We start from the raw sequence: 13189 nt of genomic DNA, 5'->3' as shown, positions 1-13189 counted from the left end.
GGATAAGGTTAACTAAAAGTAATAAATGCATCTGATAAAACAACAAAAATTTAATATAAAGCATTTTAACAGAGCCTCTTCCGCAGCTTAAATCCTAAGTGTTCTTCTGCTATCGCAAGCATTCCCGCTTATGGTATAAGTTACAATCAAAATTTCAAAGAACAACATCGCACCCATTGCCTAACGTGCTGCGAATACATCATCCCGATCGCTATCGGGAATCGGGGTTTGTACAAGTAAGTATGGTGACAGGGGTTTGGCAGTGCGCCTGTTTTACCACTCCCCGTAGGAGTCCTACGGAGAGGAGGTAGAAAATAATTTCTATCTTTATTTAATGAGAAGAATTATAATAGCCTGCTTTTTTGTATTGGCCTACATGAATAGTAATGGGCAAAGAGTTTTGCAGCCCAATATTGTCACCCTGGCAGATTCTGTTATAGTTCCTGCTAACATGATGAACCTGTTAGGTACTTCCGGGAATATTCAGGATCTAAAAATAAACAGAAGCGAAAAATATCCTGATGGCGCAGTATATATCACCTTAAAAGACCGCACCATAGTACCTGAGTTGAAGAAAGCCACGCTATTATCTTTGGGAGAAATTACGAATAAATATGTATCGGCAACTGATAAGGGCAAACCCATACTTTATGTATTAGATGGCAAATTGCTGGCCGATACTGCCAATATACGGTTGTCTGCAGCGCACTATTTTGGTGTTGAAATTTATAAAGCCAGCGAAACCCGTTATTTTAAACAGGCACTGCCCAATGTTTTGTTGTTGTTGATATCAACTATCCGAACAATAAAATAGTTTCGTCACTGCAGGGTCCTCTGCGAGAGACCCTGAAGGAACAAAAACCCTTCCCGCTATGGTTCGACGGGTTTACCATGACAACGCACAAATCGCTTATCACCCGTCAGCAGAAAAGCTTCGGGCGAAATCAGGGAAAACGGTGCGGGGCGGGGCGGCTGCAGGGGCATACAACATTTGCAGAAGGGCTGGCTGCGCGCCTTGGGGCAATTTTTGCGGCCCCAGGTTTTGCCTGATTTGCAGCGCAAAAGCCTCGTGCGGCAAAGAAGCCTCTCTGCTGACTTGATTTTTTGGTTACTTTTGGATCAAGCCAAAAGTAACAGGCCTTCCCGCGGTCCCGACTATCGTTGGGAAGCGGGCGGATGTTTTAATCTTGGACTAAACATCTCGGTTTTGATTTGCAAGTGCAGAGATTGCTTCGTTCCTCGCAATGACGCATGGTTGTTATACTAATTAATGATCTCCCCTTTATTAACCGCTAATCTCTCCCGCCATTTTTGTAATTCCTCGGGGCTTATTTTCACCCAATCGGTTATTTCGCCAACAATTTTTAATGGCGATGTGCTGCGATAGGATCGCGATGGGTTGCCGGGGAATTTTTTGTCGGTAACATTAGGGTCGTTTTCAAAGCTGCCGGTAGGTTCAATAATGTAAACCCGCTCTTTGCCGTCGCCCTTAGCCAATGCCGCGGCCAACCCGGCACCGTTGGTAAGCGCGGTAAAATAAATATGGTTCATTACCAATTCCTCTTTGTAGTTAGAGATACCGCCCGGTGTTAACAGGTCCCCCACCTGCAGGTCGGCCCTGGTGCCGTGGTAAAACGGACCTTTATCTGTTAACTTATATTGATGCGCTTTGGCAAGTTCATCGTATTTTAAAGCATTATCCGCATCGTTTAGTTCATCATAGCATTTGGCAATATGGGCATACAAAGACGGTAGCGCACTGGTAACCGAATCGCTATCTACCTTCAAGGCAAACTGCAAACAGGTTATAAACCATTTGAGTTTATCAGCCGCAACAGTTTGGTTACGGGCCAGGTAATAGGCCGACAGATATTTTTCAAAATCATTAGTGGCTTCGTTATGGGCCTGCATAAATATTTTACCGGCTTCATTGGGGTTTCCGTTTTCTTCTGCTGCCATGCCCTGCATACAAAGCTTTATAATGGGGTTATGTGGGTTAAATTCCATTTTTGAGGTTATGCTGGTGAGTTATTAATACCCAATACGTTTTTTGGTAACCTATTATTATAAAAAAATTTGTGTAACCAAACGGTTTCATTTATATATTTGCGTAACCAAACGGTTACTAATATATGAGACGAGATGTTTTCCAGGCTATTGCCGACCCAACCCGACGCGAGATCATAGGCTTACTGGCGCAAAAACAATTAAACCTGAACACCATTGCCGATAATTTTAATATCAGCCGCCCGGCGGTATCAAAACATATTAAAATTTTAACCCAATGCGGTTTGATCACCATCGCGCAACAGGGCCGCGAACGCTATTGCCGCGCCAATTTGAAAGAACTGCAACGGGTAGCCGACTGGACCAACCAGTACCGCGCCTTTTGGACGGCCAAACTGGATGACCTGGACAATTTTTTAAATCAAACAAAACCTTTATAACTATGGCAACATCACCATTAATTGTAGAAAAGAAATTAAATGCGCCGGCATGGCGCGTATGGGAAGCCTTAACCAATAACGACCAAATGCAGCAATGGTACTTTAAGCTGGATAGCTTTGAAGCCAAAGTTGGTTTTGAATTTAGCTTTTACGGCCAGGGCAGCAAAGGCGAAAAATATAAACACAACTGCCGCATTACCGCTGTTGAACCCGAACGTAAGTTAAGCTATACCTGGGCGTATGAAAATTTGGAAGGATCATCAGAAGTAAGTTTTGAACTTTTTCCTGATGGCGACCAAACCCTGGTACGCATTACCCATACCGGTTTAGACAGCTTCCCTAAAAACAACCCTGATTTTGATATTTCAAGCTTCAGCCAGGGCTGGAACCACATTTTAGGCATCAGCCTGAAAGACTTTGTAGAAAAGTAATTTAAACCAGGTTTGCCCCCTCCGCAGCCATATTGCGGAGGGAGAGCAATCTATCCTTCTACTTCGGCTGTTTTTACCTCGCCGGCTTTTTTATAATTGGTCATGATAACCCCGGTAGATGTGGTTGTGCTTTCTACCAACGTAAATGTTTTAGGTATAGCATCATCGCCAAACAGTCTTTTACCTTTGCCCAATATTATAGGGTAAACATTCAGCCAAAATTCGTCAACCAGGTCGTGTTTCAACAACAGCTTAACCAACTCGCTACTGCCCCATATTTTAAGGTCGGGACCATCGGTGTTTTTAAGCGCTTTAATATCGTCAACATTGGTTAACAGTTTTACATTTTGCCAGCCGGTAGCCAAAGCATCGGTGGGTTTTACGGTGTTAGAGATAAAGTATTTGGTAACTTCATTAACGCCCGGCCATTGGTCGGCATGGTACGGCCAGTAACCTGCAAATATCTCAAACGTTTTACGGCCCAATAACAAATCGGCAGGGGTCATTTCCTTTTGCATAACCTGCCCGGCAATTTCGTCGCCCAAGGGTGATGTCCAGCCGCCATATTTAAAGCCGTTTGAAGTATCTTCCTCTTTCCCGCCCGGTGCCTGCATCACGCCATCCAATGTAATAAATGATAAAACAATGATCTTTCTCATAATAATGTTCTCCTTATAATTTTTAGGTTTTGTATGATACAAATCTCGGCAATAAACAAAACCAACGTAAGGGCCATATACGGCAAAAAGCGGGCTTATTACGACAGTGTAGCAGCTTAAACCCCTATTACACCAAGTGGTAAATAACACTTTGACTACCTTATTAACAGCATAAAAATCATGGTTTACACATTTTGAGCTATTAATTTTATAAATACTTGATTATCAATGAAATAATTAAAAAAATTTCCGAAATGTGTTAAGTTGTGTAAACCATGATTTTTACAATAGCAAAGGTTTGATGTTTTGCTTGCAGTTAGCTTTACTATTGCTCATATTTGCCCTTCATCTACATAATCACTCATTACAATGTCTGACGAGAAGATCATATTTTCAATGGCCGGGGTAAGTAAGGTTTACCCGCCGCAAAAAACAGTATTAAAAAATATATACCTGTCGTTTTTTTATGGTGCCAAAATTGGCGTTATAGGGTTGAACGGTTCGGGTAAATCATCCCTGTTAAAGATCATTGCCGGGATAGATAAAACCAATATTGGCGAGGTGGTATTTTCGCCGGGTTATACCGTAGGTTACCTAAGCCAGGAGCCCGAGCTTGACCCCAACAAAACTGTACGCGAAGTGGTTGAAGAAGGCGTTGCCGCTACTACTGCCCTGCTGAAGGAGTACGAGGAGATCAACGAGAAATTTGGCCTGGAAGAATACTACGGCGATCCGGACAAGATGGATAAGCTGATGAACCGCCAGGGCGAACTGCAGGACCAAATTGATGCGGTAGGTGCCTGGGAACTGGATACCAAACTGGAGCGCGCCATGGATGCCCTGCGCTGCCCCGAGCCTGATACCAAGATTTCGGTACTGTCAGGAGGTGAGCGCCGCCGTGTGGCCTTATGCCGTTTGCTATTGCAGGAGCCTGATGTTCTACTATTAGATGAGCCTACCAACCACCTGGATGCCGAGTCAATCGACTGGCTGGAGCAGCACCTAAAACAATATAAAGGCACCGTAATAGCGGTAACCCACGACAGGTACTTCCTTGACAATGTGGCGGGATGGATACTGGAATTAGACCGAGGTGAAGGTATTCCCTGGAAAGGTAATTACTCGTCATGGTTGGATCAAAAAGCCAAGCGTTTAGCACAAGAAGATAAAACCGAAAGCAAGCGCCAAAAAACCTTGGAGCGCGAGCTGGAGTGGGTACGCATGGGGCCAAAGGGCCGTCATGCCAAATCAAAAGCACGTTTAGGCAATTATGAAAAACTGGCTTCCGAAGAAACTAAGGAACGCGAAGAAAAACTGGAGCTGTTTATTCCGCCGGGACCACGCTTAGGTAACGTGGTAATTGAGGCCAACGGCGTAAGCAAAAGCTATGGCGATAAATTATTATTTGACAACCTGAGCTTCAGCCTGCCGCCTGCGGGTATTGTAGGTATCATAGGTCCAAACGGCGCGGGTAAAACTACCCTGTTCCGTTTAATTACCGGGCAGGACCAGCCAGATGCAGGTACCTTCCGCGTAGGTGAAACTGTTGCTTTAGGTTATGTTGACCAAATGCATGATGACCTTGACCCCAACAAATCTGTTTGGGAAAACGTTACCGGGGGCTTAGAAACCATTATGGTAGGTAACCGTCCGTTAAATTCACGTGCCTATGTATCGCGCTTTAACTTTAACGGTGCCGATCAACAAAAGAAAGTAGGCATACTATCAGGTGGCGAGCGTAACCGTGTGCACTTATCTATCACCCTAAAAAAAGGCAGCAACGTACTACTGCTGGATGAGCCTACCAATGATATTGACGTAAATACTTTACGTGCGTTAGAGGAAGCCTTAGAAAACTTTGGCGGCTGCGCGGTGATCATCAGTCACGACCGATGGTTTTTGGATAGGATATGTACGCACATTCTGGCATTTGAGGGCAACTCGCAGGTTTACTTCTTTGAGGGCAACTACTCTGATTACGAAGAGAACCGCAAAAAACGTTTAGGGGATATTGGACCTAAAAGGATAAAGTATAAAAAACTGACCGATTAAAAAATTACATCTGGCTAACCCAAACGGTTAGCCTTTTTTGTTGCTGTTGTAGCGTTTTAAAACTAAAACCATTATCTTGCATACCATGCAGGGAATTGATTTTAGCTTATTGAGATTTACCTTTTTTGATGTGCTGGATATAGTACTGGTAGCGCTGCTGATCTACCAGGTATATAGCCTGGTGCGGGGTACCATCGCGGCTAATATTGTTATTGGTATTGCTATTTTGTATGCCATTGATTTCGCGGTGAATGCCCTGCACATGAAGCTGCTGAGCACCATATTGAGCTATTTTACCAATGTGGGTATAATATTGGTTATTGTAATTTTTCAGCAGGAAATAAGGCGGTTTTTATTACTGGTAGGCAAAAATGCTTCCCTGCAACGCAACAAAGCATGGTGGCGCTATTTCTTTGGCAAAGCCGAGGTGGAGAAAGATAACTACCTGCGCATAAAACCCATTATTGACGCCTGCAAAATATTAAAACAAACCCGCACCGGGGCATTGATCGTATTCGCTAAATATTATGATGAGCAGTTTTACCAAAACAGCTGCGAGGTAGTGGATGCCAAAATATCCAAACGCTTGCTGGAAAGTATATTCCAAAAAACAAGCCCGCTGCATGATGGCGCGGTGATCATTGCCGAAAACAAAATTAAATCTGCCAGTTGTATTTTACCCCTTACGGATAAGGACGACCTGCCCGCACAATTTGGTTTGCGCCACCGTGCAGGTATTGGCGTAACCGAAGCTAACGAAGCTACAGCTATCATCATATCAGAAGAAACCGGCGAAATATCCTACGCCAAACAGGGCCGTGTAAAAATGAACGTGAGCTTTGCGGAATTGGAAAAGATGTTGAATAAGGATTTTTAGAATCTTTACCTTTTCGGCACTATCTTCCTTTTAGTCATTACGGTATCATTACCAGGTTTTACTATCGGCATGGGCGAATTATTTTGCGGTTTCATTACCGGCATAGTCGAGTTGGTATTTGGCTTTATAACCGGCATACGGTCTTGTTTGCTTGTATCTACTTTTGCAGGAGTATTTGGTTTAGCTTGCTGCGTAGTTTGCGCGTGTACCTTTGCTGCAATAGCTGCCAGTACAATGATGAACAATATCTTTTTCATAGATGTATTTCGATTTATCCAAACCTAATACAGCAAAAAGGCTGCCTGTTTAGGCAGCCTTTAATGTTTTTTTAAAATATGCTTATGGTAATTGCCTGGTTATAATTCGGGCCACCCCGGCATCCGGGTTAATAACCGGCATTTTTGAATTTCCCTGCATTTTAACAATAGGCATGTTTGATCGGCCTTCCATCCTTACTACCGGCATTGGGTTATATGCATATTGCCTGTTTAGGTTGGGCTTAGTGCTATCAATCATTTGCGGGTTAACCTTACTAGGTGTTTGAGGCATCAAACGTGTTAAACTGTCCGGCAAGGTAAAGTTGTATTTTTTATAAAAACTTTCAGGCAGCTTATTAAAAGGCTTTAGCTCAAATTTGGCCTGTGCCCTTACCAAGGATGCAACACCCATCAGCATAAATAAAAATAATAGCTTTTTCATGATACTGTATAATTGGTAAATCTAAATTACCAAAAACTTTTATAAGTAATTGTTAAATAATGTTATTTATTTGCTGCAATATCACTTACCGCTTTATCAATAGCTTGGATTGATGCCTGGTCATTTTGTTGCGTTAAAGGTTGTTTTAAACTTTGTAACAGGTCAGACAATGGTTTGGCAATACTTTTATATTTCATGCCCATATCCTTTATTTGCGCGATACCTTGCTGTGCATAAGCCGAGTTATTTACATGCGCTATCATGGTTGCAAACTGGCGTACCATGGTTACCTTGCCGTTTATAGTGGCTTTATCAAACTCATTATATACAAATGGCCATTGCTCGGCACTGCCGTTAGCTGCATATATACCTATTAGGGCTGTTGTTAATGCCCCACGATTATCTTTTTCGTATGTTTTGGCCAGGGAAAATCCTTGCACCTGGTCAAGTATTGCTATACCGTTTAAAGCCGCGCCTTGTATAGCGTACGACTCACTGGCTAATGCTTGCTTAAACAAGGTCATATTGCCGGGTACTTTTAAATTAGCTAATACAGTTAAAGCGGCTGCACGCACCAAATTATTATCATCTGTTTGTGCTAATGATGCCAGTATGGATTGCGTCGCGTTACGCACATCATCATTCTTCATATCCAATCCCTTTATAGCTTTAATACGCAGTCCGTAATATTTATCTTTTAAAGCGGCTACCAATACACGCTGTGCTTTTTTATCATTTTGCACGGCAAGGGCGGCGTCAATGGCTTCAAAACGGTCCATGTATAATGGCGCGTTAAAGTATTGAAAAACATACTCGGCCAATTTTTTGCTTTCCGCTTTTTCGGCTAATAATACCTTATCGCCATCCACATTTACCAGGTCGGGTTTGGTGCCTACTTTAAAAGTTAAAGTATCTGTTGCATTACGCATCCAAACCATATGGCGTTCTTTTTTTCCACCGGCATAAATGTCTATCGCCATAGGCAAAATAAATTTTTGCCCGGCCTGGGTTTGTTGCAAGTAAACGGTTTGGGTTTTGGTGGCATCATCCCATTTGTAACCAATTTTTAGTTCAGGGTGCCCTGCTCCATAATACCATTGATTAAAAAACCAGTTCAAATCGCGTCCGCTGGCTTCTTCAAGGGCTAAACGTAGTTGCTGCGCCTCACCTGCTTTAAACGCATTAGTTTTTAGGTAGATGTTTAATCCCTTATAAAAGGCATCCTTACCTAAATAATTACGCAGCATATTTAAAATGTTACCCCCTTTTTGGTAAGTAACTACATCAAACATATCTTCCTTATCATCATAATAAAAACGCACAAGGTCTTTGGTCTTGTTTTCAGGATCGCGCAAATAGCTTAACATGGCGGTATAGTTATGCGCATCAGCTTCATCCTGCCCGTATTTATGCTCGGCCCAAAGCATTTCGCTAAAATCAGCAAATGATTCGTTAACCGTTAAATTACTCCAGCTTTCGGCAGTAACATAATCGCCAAACCATTGGTGAAATAACTCATGTGCTATAGTACTACGTCCACTATCATAATAGGCATCCAGTAACTCGCGGCGGGTTAGCTGTACATATTCACCATGTAAAGTAGCGGTAGTATTTTCCATTGCTCCGCTCACATAATCGCGCACTACAATCTGCGCATATTTGTTCCACGGGTAATCAACTCCTAAAATTTTCGAGTAAAACTCTATCTGCTCAGGTGTTTGCCCGAATATCTCTTTAGCATATGGCGCATATTTTGGCTCCAGGTAATAGTTTACTTCTTTATCGCGCCATTTATCTTTATAAATTTTAAAATCGCCAACGGCCATCATAAATAAATAGGGCGAGTGTGGCAACTCCATTTTCCAGGTATCTGTACGGGTACCGTCAGCATTCGCTTTCTGCTGCGCTAACCTTCCGTTTGATAGGGTAACATACTTGGCAGGCACGGTCATGCTGATCTCCTGCGTGGTTTTTTGTGCCGTTTTATCAATGGTAGGGAACCATGCTGACGAGCTTTCGGTCTCGCCTTGAGTCCATATTTGGGTTGGTTTATCTTTTTCGGCTCCCAGTGGATTAATAAAATATAACCCTTTAGCATCATTAATAGCCGCGCTGCCTTTAACCTTTAACTGGTTTGGCTTGGCTGTGTAATCAATATATATAATGTAGCTTTCGTTGTTACGATAGGTTTTATCCAATTGAATAGCTAAGGTTAAACTATCATAAGTATATTTAAGGGGTACATTTTTACCTGCTTTTACAATAGATATATTTTTAATATCCATCCCTTTAGCATCCAACCGAAGACTGTCAGTAGGATAAAAATGCGGTTTAATAGTAACCCATTCCTTACCGTACAGGTATTGTTTGGCATAATCAAACCTCACATCCAGTTTGGTATGTACCAGGTCATTTATCCTGGCGGGTGTTTCACGGTAATTTTTGGATGGGTCAGTTGCGGTTTGCTGGGCATTAGCAGGTGCAACAAAGCCAATAGTGATAATAAAACCGGTTAGTAAGCCGGCAGCATAGTGTTTCTTCATTTTAATATAAGATCAGTTATCAACGAAAATAAGCGTTTTATTCTTAACAAAAGACACTAAAACAGCCTAAGCGTTACACAAACACCATAATTTTATTGAAATCGATTGCGCTAATTAATTTACCATAGTATATTTACCTTAACCAATTCACCTCTTATGCATATTAAAATTACATTGGGCGTTGCTTTAGTTTTAAGCACCGCGCTGTTTACCCAATCATTGGCACAAAATAAAAGTGGTTACACCAGTTTATTTGACGGCAAAACCCTTAAGGGCTGGAAACGTTTGGCTGGCACCGCCGATTATAAAGTACAGGACGGTGCTATTATAGGCACTACAGTAGCCGGATCGGGCAATACTTTTTTGGCGACCGAAAAGGAATATGGCGATTATGTATTAGAACTGGATGTAAAAATTGATGATATAGGCAATAACGCCGGAGTGCAAATACATAGCCATTACGATCCGGCAGGTAACGGCGGCAAAGGTAAAGTATATGGCAAGCAATTTGAAATTGACCCATCTGACCGTAAATGGAGCGGTGGAATATATGATGAGGGCCGCCGGGAATGGCTATATCCTTTAGATCTGCATGCCGAAGCAAAAGATGCCTTTAAAGTTGGCCAATACAACCATATTAAAATGGAATGTATTGGCAATGAGGTAAAAACCTGGGTTAACGGCGTAGCCACGGCTTATGTTGTAGATACATTGGACCGTACCGGCTTTATTGCCTTACAGGTACACTCTGTTAATAAGCCAGAAGATGCAGGCGAAAAAGTATACTATAAAAACATACAAATTAAAACTACCGGTCTTATCCCACAGGCATTCGCCAAAAACATTTACGTAACTAACTTACAACCCAATACACTTAGCGCTTATGAGCAAAAAGATGGATGGAAGTTATTGTTTGACGGCAAAACCAATAAAGGCTGGAGAAGTGTGCGCAATATGGACTTCCCGACGAAAGGGTGGGATACTGATAACGGATACCTAACTATACAGGGTGCACCTGATAAATCAAGCCAGGTTGGTGGTGATATTATTACCGAAGAAAAATATGGTCCGATGGATCTTTCGTTTGAATTTAAAATGACCGAGGTGGCAAACAGCGGAGTAAAATATTTTACAACCCTATCACAAGGAACAACCGGGTCACCGTTGGGGTTGGAGTACCAGGTGCTGGACGATGATAAACACCCCGATGCCAGGGCGGGCAGAGAAGGTAACCGCAAATTGGGTTCATTATATGATTTGATACCTGCTACAAAACAAGCACGTTTTACCAAAAAAATTGGCGAATGGAACACCGCGCGTATAGTGGTATATCCAAACAACCATGTAGAACATTACTTAAATGGTGTAAAGGTACTGGAGTATAATCGTGGTGGAAAAGAATACAAAGAGGCTGTAGCCCTAAGTAAATTTAAAAACGATGCCAACTTTGGTGAAGCAAAAGAAGGTTATATTCTTTTGCAGGATCATGGCTGCAGGGTTAACTTTCGCAATATAAAATTGAAGAGATTGGAATAGGTTATGGATCATAGTTCATGGCAGATATTTACTTGCTATGAACTATGATCCATTAACTATATGCTAACTAGCAATACTGCTCAAACGCACCTATCAGGTTATCGGCAATCATTTGTGCCGGGCGGCCCTCAATTTGGTGGCGCTCAATAATATGTACTAATTTACCATCTTTAAATAAAGCCATTGATGGTGACGACGGAGGGTAAGGCAACATATAGTTACGTGCTGTATCAACCGCGTCTTTTTCCATACCAGCAAAAACGGTAACCAGTTTATCAGGATGTTTTGCACTTTGAGCAGCCATTTTTGCCGCAGGGCGAGCGTTAGCTGCCGCACAACCGCAAACTGAATTTACCATTACAAATACAGTTCCTTCGCTTTCGATTGCGTTTTTTACGGCATCGGCGTCTTTTAATTCTGTAAAACCAACCTTGGTCAAATCTTCCCGCATTGGGGCAACTAAATATTCTGGGTACATATTTTTTATTTACTTAAATCTTTCACAAAAATAGCAAATCAATTAGAGGTATCCACTTAAAATCAGAATAATAACATTTTGCTGACGATACAATTTATTAATACCATTGTTTTACTTTAGCTAAAATTTTTTCAATTTAATGCCGTTTTATGGATCGTAGTTTATAAATTGCAAACCCGAATCATAGTTTATGAGGTCAAAAGTTAAAGATGTTAGTACAGTTGTTATTTTAAGTAAGAACAAGCAAGCTGTAAAAACATTACAAATTAAAACCAGACATATCACCAACTTGAAGCATTATATGTTAAGCATAGTGTTGGTTATTTTGTCTTTAGCTGGTTTTATAGCCTTTTTACAATATAAGAATCAACAAAAAGATATTGAGAAACAATTGCTTGTAGCTCAAATTGTTAAGCTAAAAGGCCAAATCCCTCCTGCTATTTTAGATGAAAAAGGTAAACCTTCTGCCCAAACTTATATACAAGCCATTGAAGCTAAGCTGAAAAAAATAAACGATTATCTTAAAAAAAGAGGTTTAAAAGGTTTTGCTACCAAATCAGTAGGGGGTGGTAACGACGCTGAAGACGCTAAACTTACCGACAAAGAAGTTTATATGGCTTATGATGAGTATTTAACCCATTTAGTAAATACCGTAGCGTTTACCCCAATGGGATATCCCCGCACCACATCCTTAACTTCATTTTTTGGATACCGGAGTGATCCGTTCTCTTCAGCACATGCCGAGTTTCATCCGGGTATTGATTTTAAAGGCCAACGTGGTGATGCGGTTAAATCTACCGCCAATGGCAAAGTTGTTTTTGCAGGATGGTCTGGCGGATATGGTAATTGTGTGCGTATAAAACATAGCAATGATTTTGAAACTCTTTACGGGCATTTATCAAAAATCAAAGTAAAAGTAGGGCAAAAAGTATCCGTTGGCGACAATATTGGCTCAGTTGGCTCAACAGGCCGATCAACGGGCAACCATTTACATTACGAAGTGCGCAAAAACGGCAAGCCGGTAAACCCGGTTAAGTTTTTAACCTTGAACAATTAGCAGATACTACCTATGGGTGTTTTTTCAAAAAAAGACAAAGTTGCATTAGATCTGCAGGCCATATCAACATTTATTGCTGAAGGGGCTGTTATAGATGGCGACTTGAAAGCACCCGCGGTTGTCCGTTTAGACGGCCAGATTACAGGCAATGTAAATATTATTGAAGGCTTAATATTAGGCGAAACAGGAATCATCAAAGGCAATGTTACTACTAAAGATATGGTTGTATACGGCGTAATTGATGGCAACATTACTGTTGAATCGCTGGAGATTAAAAGCACCGGTAAAATTAACGGTGAAATTAAAACCGGCGCCCTGCTGGTTGAAACCGGTGCTATATATAATGGCACGCTATCCATGTATCAGGATAATAAATAGTTAATACCATCTTTGGTTGTAGTATAAATTTT

The 13189-nt window shown here is 41.6% G+C and carries 13 protein-coding genes and 1 pseudogene; 8 read left to right on the top strand and 6 right to left on the bottom strand.

Annotation, left to right across the window (positions count from 1 at the left end; genetic code table 11):
* The first annotated feature begins 334 nt into the window (after positions 1-334).
* Entirely contained in the window at positions 335-814 is a 480-nt protein-coding gene (locus ACYVJ6_RS00745) for a hypothetical protein (RefSeq protein WP_460692135.1), read from the top strand.
* A gap of 449 nt (positions 815-1263) precedes the next feature.
* On the opposite strand, the pseudogene arr reads toward ACYVJ6_RS00745, so the two are convergent.
* Positions 1264-1641 (bottom strand): annotated as a pseudogene (gene arr / locus ACYVJ6_RS00740) (NAD(+)--rifampin ADP-ribosyltransferase); the annotation flags it as partial.
* 491 nt (positions 1642-2132) lie between these two features.
* Here arr and ACYVJ6_RS00735 point away from each other — a divergent pair.
* Positions 2133-2447 carry an ArsR/SmtB family transcription factor gene (locus ACYVJ6_RS00735; protein WP_460692134.1) on the top strand — a complete coding sequence of 105 codons (315 nt, stop codon included), beginning with the start codon at positions 2133-2135 and terminating at the stop codon, positions 2445-2447.
* Between the two features lie 2 nt (positions 2448-2449).
* Complete coding sequence (locus tag ACYVJ6_RS00730; RefSeq protein WP_460692133.1) at positions 2450-2878, top strand: SRPBCC family protein; 429 nt, start codon at positions 2450-2452, stop codon at positions 2876-2878.
* Positions 2879-2928: 50 nt separating this feature from the next.
* Here the strand turns inward: ACYVJ6_RS00730 and ACYVJ6_RS00725 are convergent, their stop codons facing one another.
* Positions 2929-3537, bottom strand: coding sequence for a dihydrofolate reductase family protein (locus ACYVJ6_RS00725; protein WP_460692132.1), 609 nt, complete (start codon positions 3535-3537; stop codon positions 2929-2931).
* A 369-nt stretch (positions 3538-3906) separates the two neighbouring features.
* Here ACYVJ6_RS00725 and ettA point away from each other — a divergent pair, with 369 nt between their 5' ends.
* Together ettA and cdaA are read left to right on the top strand one after the other, a co-directional pair.
* Positions 3907-5589 (top strand): energy-dependent translational throttle protein EttA, encoded by a 1683-nt coding sequence (ettA, locus tag ACYVJ6_RS00720; protein ID WP_460692131.1) that lies wholly within the window; start codon positions 3907-3909, stop codon positions 5587-5589.
* 85 nt (positions 5590-5674) lie between these two features.
* Positions 5675-6466: a diadenylate cyclase CdaA gene (gene cdaA / locus ACYVJ6_RS00715; RefSeq protein WP_460692130.1), complete on the top strand. Its 792-nt coding sequence runs from the start codon at positions 5675-5677 to the stop codon at positions 6464-6466.
* 5 nt (positions 6467-6471) lie between these two features.
* On the opposite strand, the gene ACYVJ6_RS00710 is transcribed toward cdaA, so the two are convergent.
* The 3 genes from ACYVJ6_RS00710 to ACYVJ6_RS00700 form a co-directional block, all read right to left on the bottom strand.
* The gene (locus tag ACYVJ6_RS00710) at positions 6472-6723 is read right to left on the bottom strand and encodes a hypothetical protein (protein WP_460692129.1); all 252 of its coding nucleotides are present in this window, start codon (positions 6721-6723) and stop codon (positions 6472-6474) included.
* A gap of 82 nt (positions 6724-6805) precedes the next feature.
* Positions 6806-7165, bottom strand: coding sequence for a hypothetical protein (locus ACYVJ6_RS00705; RefSeq protein WP_460692128.1), 360 nt, complete (start codon positions 7163-7165; stop codon positions 6806-6808).
* Between the two features lie 62 nt (positions 7166-7227).
* Positions 7228-9708, bottom strand: coding sequence for a M1 family aminopeptidase (locus tag ACYVJ6_RS00700; RefSeq protein WP_460692127.1), 2481 nt, complete (start codon positions 9706-9708; stop codon positions 7228-7230).
* 156 nt (positions 9709-9864) lie between these two features.
* Here ACYVJ6_RS00700 and ACYVJ6_RS00695 point away from each other — a divergent pair, with 156 nt between their 5' ends.
* The gene (locus ACYVJ6_RS00695) at positions 9865-11244 is read left to right on the top strand and encodes a 3-keto-disaccharide hydrolase (protein WP_460692126.1); all 1380 of its coding nucleotides are present in this window, start codon (positions 9865-9867) and stop codon (positions 11242-11244) included.
* Positions 11245-11311: 67 nt separating this feature from the next.
* On the opposite strand, the gene ACYVJ6_RS00690 is transcribed toward ACYVJ6_RS00695, so the two are convergent.
* Positions 11312-11722, bottom strand: coding sequence for a BrxA/BrxB family bacilliredoxin (locus ACYVJ6_RS00690; RefSeq protein ID WP_460692125.1), 411 nt, complete (start codon positions 11720-11722; stop codon positions 11312-11314).
* Positions 11723-11912: 190 nt separating this feature from the next.
* Between ACYVJ6_RS00690 and ACYVJ6_RS00685 the strand changes: the two genes are divergently transcribed.
* On the top strand, positions 11913-12779 hold the full coding sequence (locus ACYVJ6_RS00685; RefSeq protein ID WP_460692124.1) for a M23 family metallopeptidase: 867 nt from the start codon (positions 11913-11915) through the stop codon (positions 12777-12779).
* Positions 12780-12791: 12 nt separating this feature from the next.
* Positions 12792-13157: a bactofilin family protein gene (locus ACYVJ6_RS00680; RefSeq protein WP_460692123.1), complete on the top strand. Its 366-nt coding sequence runs from the start codon at positions 12792-12794 to the stop codon at positions 13155-13157.
* The last annotated feature ends 32 nt before the right edge of the window (positions 13158-13189 follow it).

This window comes from Mucilaginibacter puniceus (assembly GCF_054783175.1).
The sequence above is the reverse complement of the archived record's forward strand: the minus strand, read 5'-3'. Positions and strand labels throughout refer to the sequence as shown.